Source organism: Actinokineospora spheciospongiae (genome assembly GCF_003182415.1).
GTDB lineage: Bacteria > Actinomycetota > Actinomycetes > Mycobacteriales > Pseudonocardiaceae > Actinokineospora > Actinokineospora spheciospongiae.
Map to the genome: position 1 here is coordinate 363,907 of NZ_QHCP01000005.1, position 23,810 is coordinate 387,716.

The 23,810-nt window shown below is 73.5% G+C and carries 24 protein-coding genes; 18 read left to right on the forward strand and 6 right to left on the reverse strand.

What is annotated here, in order from left to right:
• The first annotated feature begins 99 nt into the window (after nucleotides 1-99).
• From DFQ13_RS15855 to DFQ13_RS15865, 3 genes are all read left to right on the forward strand, one after another.
• Nucleotides 100-942 carry a PspA/IM30 family protein gene (locus DFQ13_RS15855; RefSeq protein ID WP_035288917.1) on the forward strand — a complete coding sequence of 281 codons (843 nt, stop codon included), beginning with the start codon at nucleotides 100-102 and terminating at the stop codon, nucleotides 940-942.
• A 27-nt stretch (nucleotides 943-969) separates the two neighbouring features.
• Nucleotides 970-1,881: a phage shock envelope stress response protein PspM gene (gene pspM / locus DFQ13_RS15860; RefSeq protein WP_110080352.1), complete on the forward strand. Its 912-nt coding sequence runs from the start codon at nucleotides 970-972 to the stop codon at nucleotides 1,879-1,881.
• A gap of 228 nt (nucleotides 1,882-2,109) precedes the next feature.
• On the forward strand, nucleotides 2,110-3,396 hold the full coding sequence (locus DFQ13_RS15865; RefSeq protein ID WP_324608988.1) for a uracil-xanthine permease family protein: 1,287 nt from the start codon (nucleotides 2,110-2,112) through the stop codon (nucleotides 3,394-3,396).
• On the opposite strand, the gene DFQ13_RS15870 is transcribed toward DFQ13_RS15865, so the two are convergent.
• Nucleotides 3,371-4,417, reverse strand: coding sequence for a quinone-dependent dihydroorotate dehydrogenase (locus tag DFQ13_RS15870; protein WP_110080353.1), 1,047 nt, complete (start codon nucleotides 4,415-4,417; stop codon nucleotides 3,371-3,373). The two genes, DFQ13_RS15865 and DFQ13_RS15870, sit on opposite strands and share 26 nt — an antisense overlap.
• 33 nt (nucleotides 4,418-4,450) lie before the next feature.
• On the opposite strand from DFQ13_RS15870, the gene DFQ13_RS33125 reads away from it, so the two are divergent.
• Both DFQ13_RS33125 and DFQ13_RS33130 read left to right on the forward strand, forming a co-directional pair.
• Entirely contained in the window at nucleotides 4,451-5,254 is an 804-nt protein-coding gene (locus DFQ13_RS33125) for a hypothetical protein (protein WP_052021929.1), read from the forward strand.
• A 518-nt stretch (nucleotides 5,255-5,772) separates the two neighbouring features.
• Entirely contained in the window at nucleotides 5,773-6,237 is a 465-nt protein-coding gene (locus DFQ13_RS33130; protein WP_146241246.1) for a hypothetical protein, read from the forward strand.
• Nucleotides 6,238-6,852: 615 nt separating this feature from the next.
• On the opposite strand, the gene DFQ13_RS15885 is transcribed toward DFQ13_RS33130, so the two are convergent.
• A complete protein-coding gene (locus DFQ13_RS15885) occupies nucleotides 6,853-7,695 on the reverse strand; it encodes a DNA-formamidopyrimidine glycosylase family protein (RefSeq protein ID WP_052021310.1) in 843 nt (280 codons plus the stop codon).
• Between the two features lie 21 nt (nucleotides 7,696-7,716).
• Nucleotides 7,717-8,583 carry a ParA family protein gene (locus DFQ13_RS15890; protein ID WP_110080355.1) on the reverse strand — a complete coding sequence of 289 codons (867 nt, stop codon included), beginning with the start codon at nucleotides 8,581-8,583 and terminating at the stop codon, nucleotides 7,717-7,719.
• A gap of 34 nt (nucleotides 8,584-8,617) precedes the next feature.
• Between DFQ13_RS15890 and DFQ13_RS15895 the strand changes: the two genes are divergently transcribed.
• The 5 genes from DFQ13_RS15895 (at nucleotide 8,618) to DFQ13_RS15915 (ending at nucleotide 13,110) form a co-directional block, all read left to right on the forward strand.
• Nucleotides 8,618-9,331, forward strand: a complete 714-nt coding sequence (locus DFQ13_RS15895) for a class I SAM-dependent methyltransferase (protein ID WP_035284075.1) — start codon at nucleotides 8,618-8,620, stop codon at nucleotides 9,329-9,331.
• Nucleotides 9,332-9,361: 30 nt separating this feature from the next.
• Nucleotides 9,362-10,636 (forward strand): DNA polymerase IV, encoded by a 1,275-nt coding sequence (locus DFQ13_RS15900; RefSeq protein ID WP_035284078.1) that lies wholly within the window; start codon nucleotides 9,362-9,364, stop codon nucleotides 10,634-10,636.
• A gap of 139 nt (nucleotides 10,637-10,775) precedes the next feature.
• The gene (locus DFQ13_RS15905) at nucleotides 10,776-11,714 is read left to right on the forward strand and encodes a hypothetical protein (RefSeq protein WP_110080356.1); all 939 of its coding nucleotides are present in this window, start codon (nucleotides 10,776-10,778) and stop codon (nucleotides 11,712-11,714) included.
• A gap of 185 nt (nucleotides 11,715-11,899) precedes the next feature.
• Nucleotides 11,900-12,331, forward strand: coding sequence for an ATP-binding protein (locus tag DFQ13_RS15910; RefSeq protein ID WP_052021312.1), 432 nt, complete (start codon nucleotides 11,900-11,902; stop codon nucleotides 12,329-12,331).
• On the forward strand, nucleotides 12,328-13,110 hold the full coding sequence (locus DFQ13_RS15915) for a SigB/SigF/SigG family RNA polymerase sigma factor (protein WP_052021313.1): 783 nt from the start codon (nucleotides 12,328-12,330) through the stop codon (nucleotides 13,108-13,110). The genes DFQ13_RS15910 and DFQ13_RS15915 overlap by 4 nt, the downstream gene beginning before the upstream one ends.
• A gap of 54 nt (nucleotides 13,111-13,164) precedes the next feature.
• On the opposite strand, the gene DFQ13_RS15920 is transcribed toward DFQ13_RS15915, so the two are convergent.
• Nucleotides 13,165-13,461, reverse strand: a complete 297-nt coding sequence (locus DFQ13_RS15920; protein WP_035284082.1) for a WhiB family transcriptional regulator — start codon at nucleotides 13,459-13,461, stop codon at nucleotides 13,165-13,167.
• 187 nt (nucleotides 13,462-13,648) lie between these two features.
• Between DFQ13_RS15920 and DFQ13_RS34430 the strand changes: the two genes are divergently transcribed.
• The 5 genes from DFQ13_RS34430 to DFQ13_RS15945 all read left to right on the forward strand — a co-directional run bounded on the left by DFQ13_RS34430 (nucleotide 13,649) and on the right by DFQ13_RS15945 (nucleotide 17,429).
• Nucleotides 13,649-13,960: an STAS domain-containing protein gene (locus DFQ13_RS34430; protein WP_035284084.1), complete on the forward strand. Its 312-nt coding sequence runs from the start codon at nucleotides 13,649-13,651 to the stop codon at nucleotides 13,958-13,960.
• 66 nt (nucleotides 13,961-14,026) lie between these two features.
• A complete protein-coding gene (locus tag DFQ13_RS15930; RefSeq protein ID WP_233438433.1) occupies nucleotides 14,027-14,656 on the forward strand; it encodes an ATP-binding protein in 630 nt (209 codons plus the stop codon).
• A 43-nt stretch (nucleotides 14,657-14,699) separates the two neighbouring features.
• Nucleotides 14,700-16,040, forward strand: a complete 1,341-nt coding sequence (locus DFQ13_RS15935; protein ID WP_110080357.1) for a PP2C family protein-serine/threonine phosphatase — start codon at nucleotides 14,700-14,702, stop codon at nucleotides 16,038-16,040.
• A 4-nt stretch (nucleotides 16,041-16,044) separates the two neighbouring features.
• The gene (locus DFQ13_RS15940; protein ID WP_035284086.1) at nucleotides 16,045-17,103 is read left to right on the forward strand and encodes a cobalamin B12-binding domain-containing protein; all 1,059 of its coding nucleotides are present in this window, start codon (nucleotides 16,045-16,047) and stop codon (nucleotides 17,101-17,103) included.
• A complete protein-coding gene (locus DFQ13_RS15945; protein WP_035284088.1) occupies nucleotides 17,100-17,429 on the forward strand; it encodes an STAS domain-containing protein in 330 nt (109 codons plus the stop codon). Before DFQ13_RS15940 ends, DFQ13_RS15945 begins: the two co-directional genes overlap by 4 nt.
• Nucleotides 17,430-17,477: 48 nt before the next feature.
• Here DFQ13_RS15945 and DFQ13_RS15950 read toward each other — a convergent pair whose 3' ends face one another.
• Nucleotides 17,478-18,635: a PP2C family protein-serine/threonine phosphatase gene (locus DFQ13_RS15950; RefSeq protein WP_110080358.1), complete on the reverse strand. Its 1,158-nt coding sequence runs from the start codon at nucleotides 18,633-18,635 to the stop codon at nucleotides 17,478-17,480.
• Nucleotides 18,636-18,691: 56 nt separating this feature from the next.
• Here DFQ13_RS15950 and DFQ13_RS15955 point away from each other — a divergent pair, with 56 nt between their 5' ends.
• Complete coding sequence (locus DFQ13_RS15955) at nucleotides 18,692-19,165, forward strand: MarR family winged helix-turn-helix transcriptional regulator (RefSeq protein ID WP_035284090.1); 474 nt, start codon at nucleotides 18,692-18,694, stop codon at nucleotides 19,163-19,165.
• Between the two features lie 425 nt (nucleotides 19,166-19,590).
• Here DFQ13_RS15955 and DFQ13_RS15960 read toward each other — a convergent pair whose 3' ends face one another.
• Nucleotides 19,591-20,601 carry a PHP domain-containing protein gene (locus tag DFQ13_RS15960; RefSeq protein WP_035286873.1) on the reverse strand — a complete coding sequence of 337 codons (1,011 nt, stop codon included), beginning with the start codon at nucleotides 20,599-20,601 and terminating at the stop codon, nucleotides 19,591-19,593.
• Between the two features lie 95 nt (nucleotides 20,602-20,696).
• On the opposite strand from DFQ13_RS15960, the gene DFQ13_RS15965 reads away from it, so the two are divergent.
• Together DFQ13_RS15965 and DFQ13_RS15970 are read left to right on the forward strand one after the other, a co-directional pair.
• Nucleotides 20,697-22,727, forward strand: coding sequence for an acyl-CoA dehydrogenase family protein (locus tag DFQ13_RS15965; RefSeq protein ID WP_110080359.1), 2,031 nt, complete (start codon nucleotides 20,697-20,699; stop codon nucleotides 22,725-22,727).
• A gap of 162 nt (nucleotides 22,728-22,889) precedes the next feature.
• Nucleotides 22,890-23,291 carry a DUF3040 domain-containing protein gene (locus DFQ13_RS15970; RefSeq protein WP_035286878.1) on the forward strand — a complete coding sequence of 134 codons (402 nt, stop codon included), beginning with the start codon at nucleotides 22,890-22,892 and terminating at the stop codon, nucleotides 23,289-23,291.
• The last annotated feature ends 519 nt before the right edge of the window (nucleotides 23,292-23,810 follow it).

Consider the following 23,810-nt stretch of genomic DNA (forward strand, 5'->3'; position numbering starts at 1 on the left):
GACGACGCCGGGACGTTGCCGTTTCGCGGACGACAGGTGCGCAGAGCGTGGCAGCGCTGAACCAGTGGACCGGCAGTACGAAGAAGGCAGGCGGAGGAGATGGCCAACCCGTTCGTGAAGTTCTGGAAGTACCTGATGGCGTCGTTCTCGTCGAAGATCGACGAGCACGCCGACCCGAAGGTGCAGATCCAGCAGGCCATCGAGGAGGCCCAGCGCCAGCACCAGGCCCTCTCGCAGCAGGCCGCCTCCGTGATCGGCAACCAGCGCCAACTGGAGATGAAGCTCAACCGCCAGCTCGGCGAGGTGGAGAAGCTCCAGTCCTCGGCCCGGCAGGCCCTGGTGCTCGCCGACGAGGCGCGGAGCAAGGGCGACGAGCAGAAGGCGACCCAGTTCGAGAACGCGGCGACCTCGTTCGCCACCCAGCTCGTGACCGCCGAGCAGGGCATCGAGGACCTCAAGACCCTGCACGACCAGGCCCTGCAGGCCGCCGCGCAGGCCAAGCAGGCCGTCGAGCGCAACGCCATGGTGCTGCAGAACAAGCTGGCCGAGCGCACCAAGCTGCTCAGCCAGCTCGAGCAGGCCAAGATGCAGGAGCAGGTCTCCAGGTCGCTCAACCAGATGAGCGAGCTGGCCGCGCCGGGCAACACCCCCTCCCTGGAGGAGGTCCGCGACAAGATCGAGAAGCGGTACACCACCGCCCTCGGTTCCGCGGAGCTGGCGCAGAACTCGGTGCAGGGCCGGATGATGGAGGTCCAGGCCTCCACCACCGAGATGGCGGGCCAGTCGCGGCTCGAGCAGATCCGCGCCTCGATGTCCGGCGGCGCCGTCGCGGGCCAGGTCACCGGTGGGCAGGCGGCGTCCGCGCCGACGGCCAACATCCAGAACGAGATCGCCCAGCGCGTCGCGCAGGAGCAGCGGGCGAACCCGCAGGCCGGGTCCTGACCCGCTGACGAGTCGATGAGGTGGACGATGGGGTCACGGAGGGACGAGCTGCGCAAGCTCGGCGGCGAGTTCGTCGACCGCCACCTCCGTGACCTCCGCCACCCACCGGCTCCGGGGACCGGCGAGGAGGGGGTCAGGGGGATCGGCGGCAGGGGGATCGGCAGCGGGGGGATCGGCAAGGAGATCACCCGCGGCCTCGGCCGCGAGATCAGCAGCGCCCTCCGCGAGCACGTGGGCGAGCAGATCCGCGGCGCGCTGTCCAACCGGCGCGACCCCAGGGCGAAGGCACTGCGCGAGCGCAAGCGGGCCGCCGTGGTCGCCAAGGGCTGGGCGGGCACGACCGCGGCCACCGGGGTCGGTGCCGCCGTGGTCGAGGTGGCTGTCGCCGCCCCGGGGGCCAGCCTGCCGCTGCTGATCGGCGGCGCGGTCGTCTCCGGCATCGCCACCGCCTTCTCCGGGGTGAAGTCCTGGCGGCTGCACCGCGCGCCGCTGCCCGAGCCCGCGCCCGTCCCGGTGGCGCTGCCCGGCCGCTCGTCGGCCGCCCGCGAACCCATGCGCGCGCTGGGCGAAGCCCAGGACGCCCTCGCCGAACTGCTCACCCAGCTCAGCCGCGCCGCCCTGGTGCCGCCGGACTCCGTCGAGCACGCCCGGCAGTCCGGTGCCGAGGCCGCCGCCGCCCTGCACGGCGTCTCCGCCCAGCTCCAAGCGGTCGAGCGGGCCCGCGACCACGCCCCGGCCGCCGACCGGGCCCACCTCTCCGAGGGCGTCCGGGCGCTGCGCCGCCAGCTCGACGACGGCGTGGAGGGCTACCGCGGCCTGGTCTCCGCCGCGGGCCGCGCGCTCGCCGCCACCAGCACCTCCGCCCCCCGCGAGGGGTTGACCGACGCCTCCGACCGGCTCTCCGCCCTGGCCCTGGCCCTGCGCGACCTCGCGGGCTGATCAGCGCGCCCGAGCGGTGTCCGCACCCGCCCGGCGCAGCGCTGTCCCCCCGCCCCAGCCCGCGGTGACGAGCCGTAGCGCACCCCGGCGGCGTCTGCGGCCCGGAGACCCGGCGCTGCGGCCATCGGTGTGAACATCACGGTGTCGTATCGACTGATCGACTACGTGCTGTGGCACCATGCACGGCATCCGGTCGGGGGCACCGGGGGGTGGAGGGGCGAGTTGACGGTGTGGTCCGTGCACGGGGACGGTCGTCGCCTCCGTGACGGCGAGGTCGTCGCGCCCGACGAGCGGCTGAGCTGGCCGCTCACCATCGGCCTCGGCGTGCAGCACGTCGCCGCGATGTTCAGCGCGACGGTGCTGGTGCCCGCCCTCACCGGCTTCCCGGCCACCACCACGCTGCTGTTCTCCGGCCTGGGCACCCTGCTGTTCGTGGTGATCACCCGCAACCGCATCCCCAGCTACCTGGGGTCGTCCTTCGCCTTCGTCGCCCCGCTGGTCGCCGCCGTCAACGAGAGCCCGGCGGCCAAGCTGGGCGGGGTGCTGGTCGCCGGGCTGCTGCTGATCGGCGTCGGCATCGCGGTCAAGGCGCTCGGGGTGCGGCTGCTGGAGTCGGTCATGCCGCCGGTCGTCACCGGCGCGGTGGTCGTGATCATCGGTTTGAGCCTGGTCCCCAACGCCACCGACAACTTCGGCGAGCAGCCGCTGATCGCCCTGGTCACCGTGGCGGTCATCACCGGCTGCACGGTCGTCGCGCGCGGCCTGCTGTCGCGGGTGTCGATCCTCGCCGGCGTGCTCGCGGGCTGGATCACCGCGGCCGTCGCGGGCGGCATCGACCCGGACAAGGCCGAGCGGCTGGGCGCCTCGGCCTGGCTGGGGCTCCCCGAGCTGCAGAGCCCGCAGTTCCGGCCGACGGTGATCCTGGTCGTCATCCCGGTCGTGCTGGTGCTGGTCGCGGAGAACGTCGGGCACGTCAAGGCGGTCGCCGCCGTCACCGGCCGCAACCTCGACGGCAGCGTGGGCGACGCGCTCATCGCCAACGGCCTGGCCACCGCGCTGGCGGGCGCGGGCGGCGGCTCCGGCACCACCACCTACGCCGAGAACATCGGCGTCATGGCCGCCACCAGGGTGTACTCCACCGCCACCTACGTGGTGGCGGCCGCGGCGTCGGTGCTGCTGTCGCTGAGCCCGAAGTTCGGCGCGCTGATCGACACCGTGCCCGCGGGCGTGCTCGGCGGGGCGTCGGTGCTGCTCTACGGGATGATCGCCCTGGTCGGCGTGCGGATCTGGCAGGAGAACCGGGTCGACTTCGCCGAGCCGGTCAACCTGGCCGTGGTGGCCGTCGCGGTGGCCGCGGGCGTCGGCAACCTGACCGTCACCCTCGGCGGGATGACCGTCGACGGCATCGGCTGGGGTTCGATCGCGGTGGTCGCCGCGCACCCGCTGCTGCGCTGGCTGCGCCGCCGCGGTCGCGGCGGCGGCAGCGACCTCAGCGCCCGTCGACCGCGCGGTTGACCGCCCGCACCAGCGGCGGACCGGAGTAGACGAACCCGCTGTAGAGCTGCACCAGGCTGGCGCCCGCGTCGAACATCCGCAGCGCGTCGTCGGTCCGCATGATCCCGCCGACGCCGATCACCGGCAGCGCCCCACCGGTCTCCGCGGTGACGAACGACACGACCTCCCGCGCCCGCTCGGTCAGCGGCCGACCGCTCAGCCCGCCCGCCTCGTCCTCGCCCGCCCGCACGTCGGCGGGGTCCAGCCCGCCGCGCCCGAGCGTGGTGTTGGTGGCGATCAGCCCGGCGACCCCGTGGTCGGCGCAGACCTGGAGCACCTCCGCGACCGCGTGGTCGGTGAGGTCCGGCGCGATCTTCACCAGCAGCGGGGTCGGCGGCAGCGCGTCGGCCAGCGCCAGCGTCTCCCGGCGCAGCTCGCCCACCAGCTCGTCGAGCTGCGCCCGGTCCTGGAGCCCGCGCAGGCCCGGGGTGTTGGGGGAGCTGACGTTGACGGCGAAGTAGTCGGCGAACCCGTGCAGGGCGCGCAGCGAGTACCGGTAGTCCTCGACGGCCTCGGCCACGGGGGTGACCTTCGACTTGCCGATGCTGATGCCCAGGGGGATGCCCGGCGGGCCGAGCTCGCGCAGCGTCGCGGCGAGCGCGTCGGCGCCGTGGTTGTTGAACCCCATCCGGTTGATGATCGCCTCGCTGGCGACCAGCCTGCGCAGCCGCGGCTTCGGGTTGCCCGGCTGCGGGTGCCGGGTGACCGTGCCCACCTCGACGAACCCGAACCCCATCCCGCGCCACGCCCGCAGCGCCACCCCGCGCTTGTCCATCCCCGCGCCCAACCCCACCGCGCCGGGGAACCGCACGCCGAAGACGGTGCGCTCGCGCCGGGGGCCGAACACCTTCGCCAGCGCGTCCACGGCCGGGGGAACCGCGCCGAGCCTGCCCAGGCCGTTGAGCACCCGTTCGTGGGCGGTTTCGGGGTCGCCCCCGCCGAGGCGGAACAGGACGGTGCGCGCGAGCTGCCGGTAGACCACGCGGTCATCGTGTCACGGTGGATGATGGTCCCCGTGACCGACGCCGACGACCTCTACGCGCTCCCCCGGGAGGAGTTCGTCGCCGCCCGCCGCGCCCTGGCCCGCGCGGCGAAGGCCGAGGGCGACCCCGCCCGCGCGGCCGAGATCGAGCGCCTGGCCAAGCCCACCACGGCGGCCTGGCTGGTCAACCGCCTCGTCCGCGACCACCCGGACTCGGTCACCGACCTGCTCGACCTGGGCGCCGACCTGCGCGCGGCGCACGCGGGCGGCTCCGGCGCGCAACTGCGCGCGCTGACCAGGCGCCGCACCGAACTCCTGGCCGACCTGGTGCGCACGGCCGCCGACGGCGCGTCGCCCAGCGAGCCGGTCACCCGCGAGCTGGAGGACATGTTCACCGCCGCTCTCACCGACGAGGCCGCGGCGGCCCGACTGGCCGAGGGCCGGGTGACCAGTGCCAAGGACTTCGCCGTCACCGAGGTCTGGCCCGGCCTGTCGATCGCCCCACCACCCGGGAAGGGCCGCTCCGCACCAGCCAAGGCCGCACCGACGCCCACCGACAAGGCAGCCCTCAAGGCGGCCCGCGCCGCGGTCAAGGAAGCCGAGTCCACCCGCGCCGACGCCGACCGCGCGGCAACCGAGGCCGAGCAGGCCATCACCGCGGCCGAGGACCGCGTCCGCGAGCTGAACGCCGAACTCGACGCGGCCGAACACGCCGAACTCGCCGCCCGCCGCGCCCTCCAGGTCGCCCGCCGCGAGGCCAAGGCCGCCGAACGGGCCGCGGGCCAGGCCTGGCGCCGCCTCCGCCAGGTCGAGGGCACCGACGCCACCGAAGACTGATCGCCTTGCGGAAGACCCGACCCGTGCCGCACCGGGAAGGCCCGGGGCTGCGGGTCGGAGAATCCGGCGGCCGGATGGCGCGGAAGCCGCCTCGAAGCAGAAGTGCCCAGGACAGGGCACAGCCCCCGGGCCTGCTCCCTCTCCCACGCCGAAGCGCGGAGGAGGGCCCGGGACGGACTACCCCGGGGGCCCGAGGGCTGGGTGACTGCCTGGTATTCGCCGACCACGCGCCGCGCCTACGGCACCGGGAGGACCCGGTGTCTGCCGTGGGCGGAGCCGGCAACCATCGTTGATGGGTGGTCCTTAGCGGACAGCCACCTCACGCGTCCTACTGGAATACACCGGTGGACCACCTCCTCTCTCGTGTAACTCAAATCTACGTCTCCGCGCCGCCGGCGACAACGTTTTTTCCACTCACCCGTTCGGGGGATGCTAGGGTGATCGACCATATACAGAGCGTGTGTGAATATCACTCACTGAGCTGATGGCCGACACTGCGGTGGTCGAGGGGGACGAGGGTGCGCGCTGCGCTGAGCAGGTCGGGTCGGGTGGCCCTCGGAGCGGTGGTCGGAGCGGCGGCGGCGGCCGTGCTCTATGAGGGCATCGCCGCCGAACCCGCCCAGGCCGACCTGCCCGCGTCCCGCCCCGCCGCCGAGGTCGCCCCGGAGCCGATCCCGGCGAACCCCACCGGCGGACCCACGATCCAGGTCGTCACCTCGGTGTCGGTGGTCATCACCCCAGCCGCCCCCGGCCCGACAACAACGACCACGCCCAACGCCGCCACCACCACGACGTCGTCGTCTTCGGCCATCCAGGCCCCGCCACCACCCCCGGTGACAACGACCACCACCAAGGTGGCCACCACCACCCCACCACCGCCCCCGGCGACCACCACCACGTTCAAGCCCCCACCCCCGCCCCCACCACCCCCGCCGCCGATCACCACGACGACGAACAAGCCCTGCGGCCTGCTCTGGTGCTGACCACCGGCTGAACCCGGACAGCAGCGGCCGGGAAGATCGCTCCCAGAACCAGCCAGCCACCCCGAAACCCGCCAGCCCGGCGAGCGAACATCCGGGTGGGTGGATGTCCCGAACGCAGGCCGACCACCCCACAAACCGCTGGCCCGGCTACGACAATGCCCGGCTGGGTGGATGCGCTTGCCCAGCCGACCACCCCCGCAACCGCCGGTCCAGCCACCAGCCACCGCGAACCCCACCGGCGCAGCGGCCCAGCCAGCCACCCCGAGAACCGCCGGTCCGACCAAGCAACTGCCCGGGTGGGTGGATGTGTTTGGCCGGGGGTGGCGATCATGTGACAGCCTGCCTGGGCGGTGGGGCATCTTTTCAGCCCCACCTGACGCACTGGAGCACATGATCGCCATAGGGGCCCCGGCCAAACACATCCACCCAGCCGGGCACACCCACCAAAACCCCGGCGCTTTGCAGGACACAGGCACGGCCGAGCACATCCACCCAGCCGGGCACACCCACCAAAACCCCGGCGCTTTGCAGGACACAGGCACGGCCGAGCACATCCACCCACCCGTGCATCCTCACCAAACCCCAAGCCGCACAACGGAACCCCGAAACACACCCTCAGAGGTACCTGACCGCGGCACGCGCCCGAGTGCCCGGAGCAGCAGCTCCACGAGGCCCCGGCTGGCACACCGGGCAGAAGTAGGCCACCCGTTCCCGCACGTCAGCCCCCTGCACCCCGGCCACCACCGCCCCACCGCAGCGCAGGCACGGCGTCCGCCGCCTCCCGTAGACCCACAGCTCCCGCCCCCGCCGCGTGTCCCCCGTGGTGCACCGGTCGACCCGCATCTTGTTGCGCTCCAGCAGGTCCCGGGCCAGCTCCACCGTCTCCTCGGCCGACACCGCAGACACCGGCGACCACGGCGAGACCCGCAGGATGTGGCAGATCTCCGCCTTGTACACGTTCCCGACCCCGGCCATCACCCGCTGGTCCAGCAGCGCCAACCCCAGTTCCCGAGCCGGGTCCGCGGTCAGCCGCGACTGCGCCTCGGCGGCCAGTTCGGGACCCCACGCCGGGTCGAGCAGGTCCGGCCCGAGGTGCGCGACGAGCCGGTCCTCCTCCGCCGTGGGCACCAGTGCCATCTCGTGCAGGTTGAACCCGACGACCTGGTGCTCGGCGTTGACCAGGTGGGCGCGGACCTGGTGGGCGGGCCTGCGCCAGCGCCCCCGCGGCGCGTAGACGTCCCAGGCGCCGTCCATGCCCAGGTGGCTGCGCAGGCTCAGGTCCCGGTCGAACCGGAGGAACAGGTGCTTGCCGACCGTGCGCGTGCCCACCACGACCCGGCCCGCCAGGTCCACCGTGGACAGGCGGGGGTGGCGCAGCTCGCCCTTGGTCAGGACCCGGTCGAGCAGGGCGGTGCGCAGGCGCGCGGCGGTGCGGTAGACCGTGTCTCCCTCGGGCATCCCCCCAGGGTGCCACCGCGCTCAGTCGGCCGCCCGCTGCGCGGGGTCGGTGGAGTCGGTGTCGTCGTCGTCCGGCCAGGCGATGGCCTGGTGGCGGCCGCGGCCACCGGTCCGCAGGACCCGGGCCAGCAGCAGGTTGAACGCCAGCGACACCTCCCGCGCCCCGGGGGTGTGCCACTGGTGGATCGGCATGCACGCGCCCTGCGCCTGCTGCACCGCCAGCCGGTCGGGCAGCGCCACCGGCATGACCAGCGAGCCGAAGCTCTCCCGCAGCTCGGCGATGCGGAACTGGTGCTCGTAGGAGTGCGTGCGCACCTTGTTGACCACCACGCCCAGCGGCACCAGGTTCGGGTTCTGCTCGCGCCGGGTGTGCTCGACCGCCTCGAACGCCCGCTGCGCCCCGGACACCGCGTACAGCGTGGGCTCGGTCACCAGCAGCGCGCCCTGCGCGGCCACCAGCGCCGACCGGGTCAACCGGCCCAGCGACGGCGGGCAGTCCATCAGCACCATCTGGTACGGCAGCTCGTCCTCGGCCAGCAGCGAGCCCAGTTCGGCCAGCGCCCGGCCCAGCTTCTCCAGCCTGCGCTGCCCCGGGTCCGGGTCGTTGAGCGATTCCAGCTCCTCGGAGCCGACCATCACGTCGACCTCGTCGCTCCACCCGCTCGGGGCGATCGCGGCGCGCAGCACCGAGGGGCGGGGGGTCTCCAGCACGTCGGCCAGGGTGGCCTCGGTGTCCGCCGGGTCCAGGGTGGCGGTCGCGTTGCACTGCGGGTCCAGGTCGACGACCAGCGTGCGGGCGCCCCGGCGCAGCGCGGCCGAGGCCAGGCCGAGCACCACCGTGGTCTTCCCGACGCCACCCTTGAGGCTGAGCACTGCGACCGTTTGCACGTCCTAGACCTTAGAGTCTCTAGAGTCCCTGTCCATGCGACCGGATGCTGTTCGCCGAGTGCTCGACGCCGAGCTGACCGCCGCCCGCGACCGCCGGGGGGCGGCACCGCACGTGCTCGACGTGGGCGCGGGCAGCGGGGTCCTGGCGGTGTCCCTCGCCGCCGACGGGTGCGCGGTGACCGTGGTGGAACCCAGCCCGAACGCGCTGGCCACCCTGCACCGCCGCGCCGTCGAGGCGGGCGTGGCCGACCGGATCACCGCCGTGCAGTCCGACAGCGACGCCCTCGCCGACGTCGCCACCCCCGGCGGCGTCGACCTGGTCCTCGCGCACGGCCTGCTGGAGGTCGTCGACGACCCCGGGACGACCCTCGCCGCCCTCGCGGGCGCGGTCGCCCCCGGCGGTGCCCTGTCGGTCGTGGTGGCCAACCGGTTCGCCGCCGTCCTGCACCGCGCGGTCGCGGGCAGGCTCGTCGACGCCCGCAGGCTGCTCGACGACCCCGCGGGCACCCTGCGCGCGCCGGGGGAAACCCTGCTGCGCCGCTTCGACACCGACGGCCTCACCGCCCTGCTCACCGACGCGGACCTGGTGGTCGAGGTGCTGCAGGGCCAGGGCGTGGTGTCGGACCTGGTCGGCGGGTCGGTGCTGGAGGCCAACCCGGACGCCCTGGCCGAACTGGAGGCCGCCGCCGCCCGCGTCCCCCCGCTGCGCGACATCGCCACCCGGCTGCACGCCCTGGCCCGCCGCTGATCGTCGGACCCCTGTGGTTTGCTCAGGGGCGTGGGGCGCAGCGCTGACCTGCCCAGGGGGCTGGTCGAGAGGTACCGGGCCGGACCGGGCGGGTGGCCGGAGGACACCGGCTGCCCGATGCTGCACGTCGACATGGACGCCTTCTACGCCTCGGTCGAGATCCGCGAGCGCCCGGAACTGCGCGACCGCCCGGTGGTCGTCGGCGGCGTCGGGGTGCGCGGGGTGGTGTCCTCGGCCAACTACATCGCCCGCCGACACGGCGTCCGCTCGGCCATGCCCACGGTGCAGGCCCGCAGGCTGTGCCCCAGGGCGGTGTTCCTGCCCCCCACGTTCGCCCTGTACCAGCAGGTCTCCGCGGGCGTCCTCGCCATCTTCCGCGAGATCACCCCCCTGGTCGAGCCGCTGAGCCTGGACGAGGCCTTCCTGGACGTGTCGGGTTCCCTGCGCAGGCTGCGCACCACCCCGGCGGGCGTCGGCGCCGAGATCCGCCGCCGGGTCCACGCCGAGCACGGCATCGTCTGCTCGGTCGGTGTCGGGCCCACCAAGTTCGTCGCCAAGCTCGCCTCCGGCCTGGCCAAGCCGGACGGCATGCTGGTCGTCCCGAAGACCGAGGTCACCGCCTTCCTGCACCCCCTCCCCGTCTCCGCGCTGTGGGGCGTGGGCAAGAAGACCGCGGAGCGCCTGTTCGACGTCGGCCTGGAAACGGTCGCCGACGTCGCCGCGGCCCCCCTGCCCCGGCTGCGGCGGATGATCGGGGTCGCCATGGCCGAACACCTGCACGCCCTGGCCCAGGGCCACGACGACCGCCCGGTGGTCCCGCGCAGCGCGGAGAAGTCGGTGGGCGCCGAGGAGACCTTCGACACCGACCACCACGACCGCGCCCTGCTCCGCCGCGAACTGCTGCGCCTCGCCGAGCGCACGGCCACCACCCTGCGCTCCCGGGGCCTGCGCGGGCGCACGGTGGCGATCAAGGTCCGCTACGCCGACTTCACCACCATCTCCCGCTCCCGCACCCTCCCGGTCGCCACCGACGTCACCCAGGAGATCTACCGCACGGCGGCCCAACTCCTCGACGAGCAGACCCCGCCCGGCGCGGTGCGGCTGATCGGTGTCCGCGTGGAGCAACTGGGGGCGGGGGAGTCGGAGCAACTGGCGCTCGACGCACCGGAACAGGGCTGGCGCGAGGCCGACCAGGCCGCGGACAAGGCCCGATCCAAGTTCGGCGACCTCGCCATCCGCCCGGCGGCGCTGCTGGGCAAGGGGCCGGACCGGGCGGGCACCACGAAACCCGGCCCGGACCGCTGACCCGACCGGTGGAACCGGCGCGGCCCGGTGGCCGAGGCTTCCCCGGCCGACGATCACGATTTGGCGTGCGGGCCACCCCCGCTTCACACACGTGCGGTAGTCACATGATCACACCCCACACACGGGAGGTCCCTGCCGCATGTCCCGCCTGACCGTGCTCGCCTGCGCCTTGGCCGCGGCGAGTGTCACCCTGCTCCCCACCCCCGCCGCCGCCGCGCCGTCCGACCTCGCGCTGGCGACCCGGTGGGCGCCGATCCACTACCAGGACACCGATTCCAGCGACTACGACGCCGACTACCTCTCCCGCGTGGACTACGACGGGGACTGGAACGCGGTCAACAACTGGGAGAACCAGTCCGCCGACGTCAACCGGCTCAAGGGCGCCGTCTACTACAGCGTCGTCGAGACGGGGACGCACTGGTTCCTGACCTACGCGCTCTACCACCCGCGCGACTGGGAGGACTTCCCCGACCCGTTCGAGCAGTTCACGCACGAGAACGACATGGAGGGGCTGCTGCTGACCGTGCGCAAGGACGGGTCGACCTACGGCGCCTTCGAAGGCATGGTCACCGTCGCGCACAGCGACTTCTACTCCTACACGCCCGCGGGCAGTCCCTTCACCAGTGGTGGGGAGAGCGTCGACGGGCAGGTCGTCATGCAGACCTACAACGGTGTGGCGCACCCCACGACCTTCCAGGAGGCCAAGGGGCACGGGCTCTACGCCAAGAACGCCCAGCACGCCCCCGACGGCGACGGCGTCGTCTACTACCCGAGCGGCACCGCCGAGGTCCCGTCGTCGGGCACCGACAGTTCGGTGGGTTACCAGTTGGTGAACATGCTGGACGCCGGTGGGCTCTGGGCGCGGCGCGCGAACACCGAGACCTACGCGGCCCCGGGCACGTTCCGGGGTGACAACGGCAAGGACAACGCCGCGAACACCTCGTGGGGCTGGGACGACGGCAACGACGGGTCGGTGCCCCGGGGTTCCGTCGCCACCGACCCCGCGCTGCTGGTCGGGACCTACTTCGGCGGCCTCGGGGACTTCTCCCGGACCTACTCGCGAAATTCTTTCCGCTAGACCGGTTTAACTCTGATCAAGTCGGGGTACCAGCTCACGGGTCCTGCCCCCGTGAGCCCGTTGCCGTGGGGCGGGGTGGTGATGGCGCCGGTGACGGCGCGAATCCCACCCCGCTCCACCACCGTTCTGCGGAGGTCGCGCAGGGGGTACGGTCCCGGGACAGCTTGGGACGGCAGGAGGTACGTGTGTCTGAGGTCGGAACCAGCCCGGTCGTCCGCGCCCACGGGGTGCGGGCCGTCGAGGTGAAGGTCTTCGCCGACGCCGAACAGGTGCCGCTGCTGCGGTCCTTCGCCGCCGACATCGCCATGCGGTTGGACTTCGACCTCGACGCCATCGAGGACCTGCGGATGGCCGTGGACGAAGCCTGCTCGCTGCTGGTGCGCGCGGCGGTGCCCGGTTCGGCGTTGGCGTGCGGGTTCGAGCCGGGGGAGCAGGTGATCACCGTCCGCGTCGGCGTCGACGCCACGGGGCCGACCCCGCCGTCGGCCGACGCGATGGGTTGGCAGATCCTGACGACCCTGGCCCAGGGGGTGACCGAACGGGTCGAGCCCGCGGGCGGCGGCCACCGCGTCACGATCGAGCTGACGTCGGGGCCCGCCGGAATCGATTCGCCGTGAGCACCCGCGAGGACGCCGCGCGCGACAAGGAGGCGCGCGACGCCGCCGACATCGCGCGGTTCCGCAGACTGGCCGAACTGGACCCGGCCGACCCGGCCCGCGCCGCGCTGCGCGGTGAACTGGTCGCCGACCACGTCGACCTGGCCCGCAACCTCGCCCGCAAGTTCGACCGGCGCGGTGACCAGCTCGAAGACCTCGTGCAGGTGGCCACCATCGGCCTGATCAAGGCGGTCGACCGGTTCGAGGCGGAACGGGGCAACTTCTACGCCTTCGCCATCCCCACGATCATGGGTGAGCTGCGCAGGCACTTCCGCGACACCGGCTGGGCGGTGCGGGTCCCGCGCCAGCTCAAGGAGTTGCACGTCACCGTCGCGGCCGGGCGCAACGAGTTGAGCCAGCGGCTCGGGCGCGCACCGAAGCCCAGCGAGCTGGCCGAACACCTCGGCCTCACCAAGGAGCAGGTCTACGAGGCCCTCGTGGCGAGCGCGGGCAAGCAGGGGACCTCGTTGGACGCGCGGCTGTCGGAACCCAGCGGCGACCGGTTCGGCTACGAGGACGAGCGGCTGGCGGAGGTGGACAACCGCCGTGCCCTCGGGCCGCTGCTGGCCGAGCTGCCCGAGCGGGAGCAGCGCATCATCGTGCTGCGCTTCTTCCGCGGGCTGAGCCAGGCCGACATCGCCCGCCGGGTGGGTGTGTCGCAGATGCAGGTGTCCCGGCTGCTGGCCAAGACGCTGGAGCGGCTGCGCGCCGCCCTCGGCGAGGACACCCTGGCAGGCTGACGCTCCCATGCCCAGAAACGGACGGGAGGGGGCCGCGGCCCCCCGGCCACCCGGCTACGAGACGCGGACCTCGCGCCTGCGCTGGGCGATCAGCGTGCGCCGCTCGCCCTCGCCCATCGCACCCCAGATGCCGTACGGCTCCTGCACGGCCAGCGCGTGCTCGCGGCACTGCGCCAGCACGGGGCAGGCCCGGCAGATCTCCTTGGCGCGCTCCTCGCGGGCGTGCCTGGCCGGTCCGCGCTCGGCGTCCGGGTGGAAGAACACCATGCTGTCGGTGCCCCGGCAGGAGCCTGCGAGCTGCCAGGCCCACTCGTCGGAGACCGGCTTGGGCAGTCGGGTGATCTCGGCCATGGTGGTTCCCTCCTCAAGGTCCCGCTCCGCGCCGCGGGGGTGCGACCACGACTTACCCAGGAGTTCGCCGGGCGAAACGGTTCCTCCTGGGGCAAGATCCGCCCGCCCGCGCCCGGTGCGCGCCGGGGTGCGGCACTACTGTCACCCGGGTGTGGGCGTGTCCCCACCCGCCGAGGGAAGGAACAACGTGGACATCAAGAGCGAGGGCACCGACCCGGTCGTCGTGTCGGTGACCGGCGAGGTCGACCTGGCGACCGCACCGCAGCTGGAGGCCGAGCTGTCCGACGCGCTCGCCACCCCCGGCGCCACCGGCGTGCAGGTGGACCTGGCGGGCGTGGAGTTCATGGACTCGGCGGGCCTGCGGGTGCTGGTCGCTGCGCTGCGCACCGCCGAGGAGGGCGGGCGGACGCTGACGCTGTCCGCCCCGCACGACCGGGTCCGCCGCATCATCGAGATCACCGGGCTCTCCGAGGTCTTCGGCCTCGCGGGCACCGCCTGACCCGCCCCCGACCAGCCGGTCCGGCCCGGTGGTTCACCGGGCCGTGAACGGGGTACACCCCCGGTCGTGAGCGAGCAGGCAGTGCGGCGCGTGCCGGTGGTGCACAAGCGGGGGGCCGCCCGCGGTCACACCACCCCGTCCGGTGTGGGCCTGCGGTGGCGGGTTCCCGCGTTCGACGGACGGAGGGCGGTGGCAGGTGCGGTGAACGGGATGGCACCCGACAGCGGGAGGGTGCGGCGACTGGTCACCCGCCTCCCGGCGGTCGAGTCCTCGGTCGGCGAGTCCCGCGACTTCGTGTCCGCGGCGCTGGGCTCGTGGGCCGTGCCGCGCGGTGAAGCGGGCGACCTCGTCCTCGCCGCGTCCGAACTGGTGACCAACGCCATCGAGCACGGCTGCGGCGAGGTCGACGTCGAGGTCGTCCTCGCCGCGGCCGTGGTCCGGCTGCGGGTGGGCGACCACTCCGCCGGGCTGCCGGTGCGCCAGGCACCCACCCTGCTCTCCGAGCGCAGCCGGGGCCTGGTGATCGTCGAGGCGCTCAGCACCGCGTGGGGTTACGAGGGGATCGCCGGGGCCGTGGGCACGGACGCGGGCAAGTGGGTGTGGGCCGACTTCGCCGTGACCGCCCCGCTCGTCGAAGTGGCCACCGTCGCCGCCGACCGGCGGTCGGCGACCCCCGTGCCGCTCGACAACCAGTAGGCTGGTCCCCATCTCCTGGCTTCGGAGAGGGAAGCGTGGCGCGATGATCCCCGGGACCACTGGTCCGGCGGCGGGCATCCCGGCCCCACCGCTCGACGGGCCCGGCGCGCGGACCCGGGGCGGTGACCACGGCCCCGGCCGGTCCGGGCAGCACGCCGAGTTGGCCGACGAGGTGACCACCGCCCTCGCCGGATCGCTGAACCTGCGCCGCACGGTGCTGCGGCTGGTGGACCTGCTCCGCCCGCGCTTCGCCGACTGGGTCCTGGTCGTCCTCGCCGACCACCGGCTCGGCAGGCTCTCCCTGCACGGCGGCACCGACCCGACCTTCACCGACTCCGTCGCCCGCAACCCCGCCGAGGACCTCGGGGTGGGCCGCGTGCTGCGCTCCGGGCAGGGCGAACTGCTGCACGTCGCCCCCGACTCACCCACCACCGACGGCCTCGACAGCCTCATCCCGCACGACGCGCTGCGCGCCCAGGCCGTGGACCTGCGACCCGCCGACGTGCTCGGGGTGCCGCTGACCGCGCGCGGCAGCACCATCGGCGTGCTGGTCCTGCTGCGCGGCGGCGACCGCGGCTTCCCGGCCGAGGACATCGCCCTCGCCGAGCGGATCGCGGGTCGCGCCGCCACCGCGCTGGACTCCGCCCGCCTCTACGAGGACCGCAGCCGGGTCGCCTCGGTGCTCCAAGCCGGGCTGCGCCCGCCGTCGCTGCCGCGCATCCCCGGGATGCGCATCGCCGCCGGGTTCCGCGCCGCGGCCGACCACAGCGACATCAGCGGCGACTTCTACGACGTGCACGGCCACGGCGACGACTGGCTGCTCGCCCTGGGCGACGTCTGCGGCAAGGGCGTCGAGGCCGCCGTGCTCAACGGCCGCGCCCGGCAGAGCATCCGCACCGCCGTGCACTTCGACCGCTCACCCGCCGTCGTCCTCGGTGCGCTCAACAGCGCCCTGTACGACGACGGCGACGCCCGCTTCGTCACCGCGGTGTGCACCAGGGTGCGGCCAGGCGCCGACGGCGGGGCGGAGGTGACCGTGGCGGTCGCCGGGCACCCGCCGCCGATCGTGCTGCGCGCCGACGGCACCGTCGAGGAGCTGACAGCGCGCGGGATCGTAGCGGGCGTGCGGCCCACGGCCACCTACACCGAGGTCAAGGACACCCTGGCCACCGGGGACACGCTGCTGATGTTCACCGACGGCATCTACGAGGCCCGCGGCGCCCGCGGGTTCTACGGCATGGACCGGCTCACCCGGCTGCTCCCGGTCTACGCGGGCGCGGGCCCCGAGGCCGTGTGCGAGGCGGTCGAGCAGGACGTGGTGGAGTATCTCGCCGGTCGTCCGCACGACGACATGGCCCTGTTCGCGGTGTTCTGCGGGAGGTAGGGACTTGCCAGGCGGTTTCCCCGACACACCCGGCGCCCCGGACCCGGCGGCGCGGTTCGACGACGCCCTCGGCCGGGTCGACGCCGACGCCGCGGTCGAGGTGGTCGACGGCCTCCTCGACGCGGGCGCCGACCCGCTGGGGGTGCTGGTCGACGTGATCGCCGCGGGCCTGCGCCGGATCGGTGAACGCTGGCAGCGGGCCGAGTGGACGGTCGCCCAGGAGCACGCCGCGACCGCGGTCGCGGTCGTCGCCACCCGCGCGGTCGCCCGGCGCGCCGAGCGGGTCCCCGCCACCCGCGGCCAGGTCGTGGTGGCCTGCGCCGAACGCGAGTGGCACGCCCTGCCCGCCACGATCATCGCCTGCGCGCTGCGCACCGCGGGCTGGCGGACCACCCTGCTCGGCGCCGCCACCCCGGCCCGGCGGCTCAGCCAATACCTGCACGACCTGGGCCCGGACGCCGTCGCGGTGAGCTGCTCGGTGCTCGGCTCGCTGCCCGCCACCCGCCACTTCATCGAGGCGGGCACCGCCGCGGGCATCCCGGTGCTCGTCGGCGGCGCCGCCTTCGGCCCGGACCCGGTCCGCGCCCTGGCCCTCGGCGCCACCGCCTGGGCCCCCGACGCCCGCGCCGCCGTGACCGCCGTGGCCGGACTGCCCGCGGTGGTGCCGACCGCGCCGCCGCTGCCGCAGGCGGTCGCCGCCGAGCAGGCCGCCCTCGCACTGGCCCACGACCGGCTCGCCGCGGACCTGCGGGTCCGCTGGTCGCCCACCGCCAGGGTGGTGGGCACCCCACCGCTCGACGGCGTCGACGGCGTGGTCGGTTCCGTGGTCGACCAGGCACTGCACGCCATCTCCGCCGTCCTGCTCACCGGCGACACCCGGGCGCTGTCGTGGACCGCGGACTGGGCCGAGGCCCTGCTCGCCGCCCGGGGTGCCGACCCGGCCCTGGTCACCGAGCTGGGTGACCTGCTGACCGCCGCCCTGCCCGAGTTCCCGCTCGCGCTCGACCTCGTCGAGCGCCACTGGGACCGCGGCCTCACCACGTCAGGACACCTGCCGACATGAACGACTTCAACCACACCGTCAGCACCGACCCCGGGCGGGTCGTGGTCACCGTCGAGGGCGAACTCGACATGCACACGTCGGTCGAGTTCAAGCAGGTCCTGATGGACCTGGTGGCTGACGACACCGACCTGCTGGTGGACCTGTCCGGGCTGACGTTCGTCGACTCCAGCGGGTTGAGCGCGTTCATCGCGGTGCACAAGTCGACGTTGAACCACGAGCGGGCGAGTCTGCTGCTGGCCAGGGTTCCGCCGTTCCTGAACCGAATCCTCGCCGTGACCGGGTTGGCGGCCGTGCTGCCGATCGCGGGGGCCCAGGCGAACAGCTAGCCGGGGTTGCGCGCCCGGGCCCGCCGGTGCGACGGCGAGCGCGGGAACTCAGGTCCGGGTGGCGGGGCCGTGCCAGTCGAGGCAGACCACCACGGCGTCGTCGTCCAGGTCCTCTTGGTCGCGGAAGACCGCCAGGTCGGAGAGGACTGCCCGGACGGCTTGGCCGGGCGGCAGGGCCCGGGTGGTGCGCACCGTCCTGGGGAGCGCCACGTCGGCGTAGCGGCGGTCGCCGCTCTGGGAGTCGAAGACCCCGTCGCTGACCACGAGGAGGCGGTCGCCGGGGCGGAGGGTTTCGTTCTGCACCCGGTAGTGGGTTTCCTCCAGGGAGCCGAGGGGGACCTGGGTCTCCAGGAGGATGCGGGTGCACTCGTCGTCGCGGACGCGCCAGACCTGGGGGGAGCCGCAGTCGACGATGCCCAGCGCACCGGTCTCCAGGTCCAGGGACAGCAGCAGCGCCGCGACGAAGTGGGTGCCCGCGTACTGGCCCCACACCGCCTGGTCGGCCAGGGCGGCCGCCTCGGCGATGCCGTGGCCGGAGCGGCGGGCGTTGCGCATGGCGGTGATGGCGATGGTGGTCAGCAGCGCCGCGTCCAGGCCCTCGCCCATCCCATTGGTGAGGGTGAGCGTGAGCTTCCCGGGGTCCACGCTCCAGTCGAAGTTGTCGCCGCGCACCCCGTAGGCGGGCTCCAACTGGCCCGCCAGGGTGAACTCCGGGCAGGCCAGGCCGCGGCCGGGCAGCAGCTCCCACTGCATCTCCGCGGCCACCGTCATCCGCCGGTCGCGGCGCACCCTGGCGAGCTGGTCGGTGCCCAGGTCGGCCACCTGCAACGCGTCCGCCAGGGCGTCGGCCACCTCGCGCAGCTCCACCAGCCGCGCGTCGTCCGGCTCGGACAGCACGGTGCCGCTGAGCACGCCGTGGCAGTTGCCCCGGCACAGCAGCGGCAGGTGCACCGTCCAGTCGTTCTGCACCACGGCCTGCTGCTCGCGGAACGCCGCACCGGGCAGCGTGCCGGTGATCGGGACCGCCTCGGCGGCACCCACCAGCGGCACCAGGTTCGCCGCCGGGTAGTCGACCAGCCGGACCGTGGCGCCGAGCAGGGCGGCGTGCTCGGTCAGCAGCTCCGGCAGCCGCTCGGCGAACGAGTGCAGGGGCAGCGATCTCAGCGTGGTCTCGAACACGCGCAGGCTCTCGGCAGCGGTCGTCACGGGGTCCTCCGGTGGGCGTGGGGCCGACAGGGCCGCCGGTGTGCGAGAGTTGCAGTATGGCTGCGTCGTCGGGTTCCCAGCCGCCGGGTGCGGGCGCGGCGGACGAGGCCGAGGCCGCCGCCGCCGCCCTCGGGCTGGTGCTGGCCAAGGCCACCGCCGGGGTGTACCCCAAGGTGCCCGCGGTGCAACTGCGCGCGTTGCAGTTCATCGGCGACCACGAACCGATCAACCTGACCCGGCTCACCGAGGAACTGGGCACCATCGCGTCCTCGGCCAGCAGGCTGTGCGACCGGTTGCAGGCCGCTGGTCTGCTGGACCGGCGCTCCGCCACGACCGACCGCCGTGAGGTGGAGCTGGTGCTGACCGGTGACGGGGTGCGGTTGCTGGAGCGGTTGCGGGCGGCTCGGCGGGCCGGGCTCGCCGAGGTGCTGGAGCGGATGAGCCCGCAGGGACGGGCCGCGCTGCTGCGTGGTCTGCACGAGTTCAGCATCGCTGCTGAGCAGGTGGCGTTGCACGAGGACACCGCCTGAGCTTTCAAGCCCCGTTCTTTTTGTGGTTGGTGCCCGGCTGGGTGGATGTGCTCTGGTTTCGAGCCCGGTCGTTTGGTGGGTGGTGCCCGGCTGGGTGGATGTGCTCTGGTTTTAGAGCCCGGGTTTTCGGTGGGTGTGCCCGGCTGGGTGGATGTGTTTGGCCGGGGCCCCTATGGCGATCATGTGCTCCAGTGCGTCAGGTGGGGCTGAAAAGATGCCCCACCGCCCAGGCAGGCTGTCACATGATCGCCACCCCCGGCCAAACACATCCACCCACCCGGGCAGTTGGCTCGCCGGGCTGGCGGTTGCTTGGGTGGCCGGTTGTCGCTGCGCCGGTGAGGTTCGGGGTGACTGGTGGCCGGGCTGGCGGTTGCGGGGGTCACCGGTTGTCGCTGCGCCGATGGGGTTCGGGGTGGCGGGTGCGTTCAGGTCCGGGCGGCTATGCCTGCGAGGAGGGCGTCGGCGGTGCGGGTGTTGATGACCTGGTCCGGGCCGATGCCGCACTCCTCTGCGCGCTCGCAGCCGTAGGGCTGCCAGTCGAGTTGGCCGGGGGCGTGGGCGTCGCTGTCGATGGCGAAGGTGCAGCCGAGGTCGCGGGCCAGGGTGAGGAGTCTGCGGGGTGGGTCGAGGCGTTCCGGGCGGGCGTTGATCTCCACCGCGACCCCGTGCTCGGCGCAGGCGGAGAAGACCGCGTGGGCGTCGAACTCCGATTCCGGGCGTGGCTTCTTGGTCACCAGCCTGCCGGTGCAGTGGCCCAGGACGTCCACGTGGGGGTTGGCCACGGCGGTGAGGAGGCGCTCGGTCATCTCCGGTTCGGGCATCCGCAGCTTGGAGTGCACGCTGGCCACCACCACGTCCAGCCGGGACAGCAGGTCGTCGGTCTGGTCCAGGGCGCCGTCGAGCAGGATGTCGACCTCGATGCCGGTGAGGACCAGGAAGGGCGCCAGCTCCACGTTCAGCTCCGCGACCTCCTCCAGTTGCCGCTCCAGGCGGTCGGCGGAGAGGCCGTTGGCGATGCGCAGCCGGGGGGAGTGGTCGGTGAGGGCGATCCACTCGTGGCCCAACGCCGCCGCCGCCTCGGCCATCTCGCGGATCGGGCTGCCGCCGTCGGACCAGTCGGAGTGGGTGTGGCAGTCGCCACGCAGGGCGGCGCGCAGGTCGGCGCCGCCCGCCACCGGTTTGCCCGCGGCCTCCACCAGCCGGGTCAGGTAGGCGGGCTCGCCGCCCGCCGCCGCCTCGGTGATGACCGTGGCGGTGGTGTCGCCGATGCCGGGCAGGTTCCGCAGCGTCCCGGTGTCTATCCGCAGGTCCAGCTCGCCTCCCGGCAGGGCGGCCACGGTCGCCGCCGCCCGGCGGAACGCGCGCACCTTCTGCGTGTGCTCGCCCGCCCGCTCCAGGAACAGCGCGATCTGCTTCAACGCCGCAACGGGGTCCATGGCGCCAGGAAACCGCACCCCGCCGCGCTGCGCACGCCGGGCGCGCGCCGCCGCGCGCCACTAACTTCGGGGGTGAACCACCCCGAGGAGGAACGATGGACATCCCCGCCACCCCCGCCGCGCCCACCGGACCGCTGACCGAGCTGCTCGACGGTCGCTGGGCGCACGTGCGGCGCGCGGCGCGGGAGCGGATGAGCGAGCTGCCCTCGCCCGCCACCTACGACCTGACCACCGAGCAGCACCGCGCCCTGGTGTTCGACGAGCTGCGCGCGCTCGCCGACGCGGGCTACCCGAGGGTGGGGTTCCCCAAGCAGTACGGCGGGGACGGGGACACCGGCGGCTCGCTGACCTCCTTCGAGATGCTCGGCTTCGGCGACCTGTCGGTGATGGTCAAGGCGGGCGTGCAGTGGGGCCTGTTCGGCGGGGCCGTCGAGGCGCTGGGCACCGAGCGCCACCACGACGCGCACCTGCGGGCCATCATGGAACTGGACCTGCCCGGCTGCTTCGCCATGACCGAGACCGGCCACGGCTCCGACGTGCAGCACCTGCGCACCACCGCCGTCTACGACCCGGCCACCCGGGAGTTCGACCTGCACACCCCGCACGAGGCCGCCCGCAAGGACTACATCGGCAACGCCGCCCGCGACGGCCGGATGGCAGTGGTGTTCGCCCAGCTCGTCGCGGGCGGCGCGGGGCGCGGCGTGCACGCGCTGCTGGTCCGCGTCCGCGACGACGAGGGCAACCCGGTCCCCGGGGTGCGGATCGAGGACTGCGGGCGCAAGGCCGGGCTCAACGGCGTGGACAACGGCCGCATCTGGTTCGACCACCTGCGGGTCCCGCGCGAGTCGCTGCTCAACCGCTACGGCGACGTCGCCGAGGACGGCACCTACAGCAGCCCCGTCGAGGGTGACGGCAGGCGCTTCTTCACCATGCTCGGCACCCTGATCCGCGGCCGGATCAGCGTGGCCGGGGCGGCGGGCAGCGCCACCAAGAGCGCGCTGACCATCGCCGTGCGCTACGGCCTGGCCCGCCGCCAGTTCGAGCGGCCGGGCAGCGGGTTCGACGAGGTCGTGGTCCTGGACTACCTGGCCCACCAGCGCAAGCTGCTGCCCGCGCTCGCCACCACCTACGCCCTGCACTTCGCGCAGGAGGAGCTGGTCACGACCCTGCACGAGCTGTCCGAGCGGGACCACGCGGCGGTGGAGTACACCGACGGCGAGCAGGGCACCGAGGAGCACGACCGCCGCCAGCGCGAACTGGAGTCCCGGGCCGCCGGGCTCAAGGCGGCCACCACCTGGCACGCCACCCGCACCATCCAGACCTGCCGCGAGGCCTGCGGCGGTGCCGGGTACCTCGCCGAGAACCGGCTGCCGCAGCTCAAGGCCGACACCGACGTGTTCACCACGTTCGAGGGCGACAACACGGTGCTGTTCCAACTCGTGGCCAAGGGCCTGCTGACCGGCTACCGGCAGCACGTCGGCGAGCTGGGCAGCGTCGGCATGGCCCGGTTCGTCGCCGACCGGTTCGTCGAGACGGTCATCGAGCGCACCGCCGCCCGCTCGGTGATCGAGCGCCTGGTCAACGCGGTCACCCCGAACGACGAGGAGACCGACCTGCTCGACCGCGGCTGGCACGTCAAGGTCTTCGAGGACCGGGAGAAGCACGTCCTCGACACCCTGGCCCGCCGCCTGCGCCGCGCCGGGGACGCCGACGCCGACCCGTTCGAGGTGTTCAACGACGCCCAGGACCACGTGCTGCGCGCGGCCAGGGTGCACGTCGACCGGATCGTGCTGGAGGCCTTCGTCGCCGCCATCGACCGCTGCACCGACGAGGCGACCACCGCGCTGCTCAACCGGCTCTGCGACCTGCACGTCCTGTCGAACGTCGAGGCCGACCTGGACTGGTTCCTCGGCCACGGCCGGTTCACCACCGCCAGGGCCAAGGCGGTCACCGGGGCGGTCAACGACCTGTGCGCGCACCTGCGCCCGCACGCGGCCACCCTGGTCGACGCGTTCGCCATCCCGGAATCGCTGGTCGCCGCCCCGATCGCGACCGGCGCCGAGGCCCGGCGGCAGGCTACGCAGCGTGAACACGACGTCGCGGAGGCCACCGGAACCACCCGGTGACCGACCGGTGACGAAAACCCGTCGTTCCGTGATCGAGGATCGGGTAGTCGCCGGGCGCCACTCGCCGTATCCTGGAGACCGACACCCCCGTGCGGGGTGCCCGCCGGGTCCGGCGGCAACCGTGATCGCCCGGCGCCCGCGACTGTGCCGGAGGAGGAAAGAATGCCACTCTCCGAGCACGAGCAGCGACTGCTCGACCAGATCGAGCGCGCGCTCTACGCCGAGGATCCCAAGTTCGCGTCCACCGTCCGAGGTGCCCGCCTACGCAAGCCGTCCCGCCGACGCCGCCTGCTGGGCATCGCCCTGTTCATCGTGGGCGTGGCGCTCCTCGTGCTGGGTGTGCCGTTCAACCCCGCTGGTTTCCCCGCAGTGAGCCTGCTCGGCTTCCTGGTCATGTTCGCCGGTGTCCTGCTGACGCTGACGGCCATGCGCCGGGGCTCTGACCCCGCAGAACCCGGTCAGGAGTCCCCCGGTGGCGGCGGGCCCGCGCCCGCCCGCGATCGGAGTTCGTTCTCCCAACGCATGGAGGAGCGCTTCAAGCGGCGCTTCGACGAGGAGCGCTGATCCGGGGGTTCCTGGGTCTTCGTGGTGTTTGGCTCGGCGCCTGCCCTGGTTTTGGGGGCGGGCGCCGAGCCGTTTTCGGTCTGGGCCGTGCCGTGGTTTTAAAGCCCGGTCGTTTGATGGTGGTGCCCGGGTGGGTGGATCTGCTTGGGCGGGGCCCCTACAGCGATCATGCGTCCAGTGTGACCGAGTGGGGCTGAAGGGATGCCCCACAGCCCGGGCAGGCTTGCATATGATCGCTTCCCCCACCCAAGCACATCCACCCACCCGGGCATTCAGGCGCCGGGCCGGCGGTTGGCGGGGTGGTCGGTAGCTGCGCGCGGTGGGATAGCGGGTGGCTGGCTGCCCGGCTTGCGGTTGGTGGGGTGGTCGGTAGCTGCGCGCGGTGGGATTGCGGGTGGCTGGCTGCCCGGCTTGCGGTTGGTGGGGTGGGCGGCTGCGCCCAGCGAGGTTCGGCGTGGCCGGCCACCAGGCCAGCCAGCGGCGGGGCCGATGGGGTTTGGGGTGGTTGGTGGCCGGGCC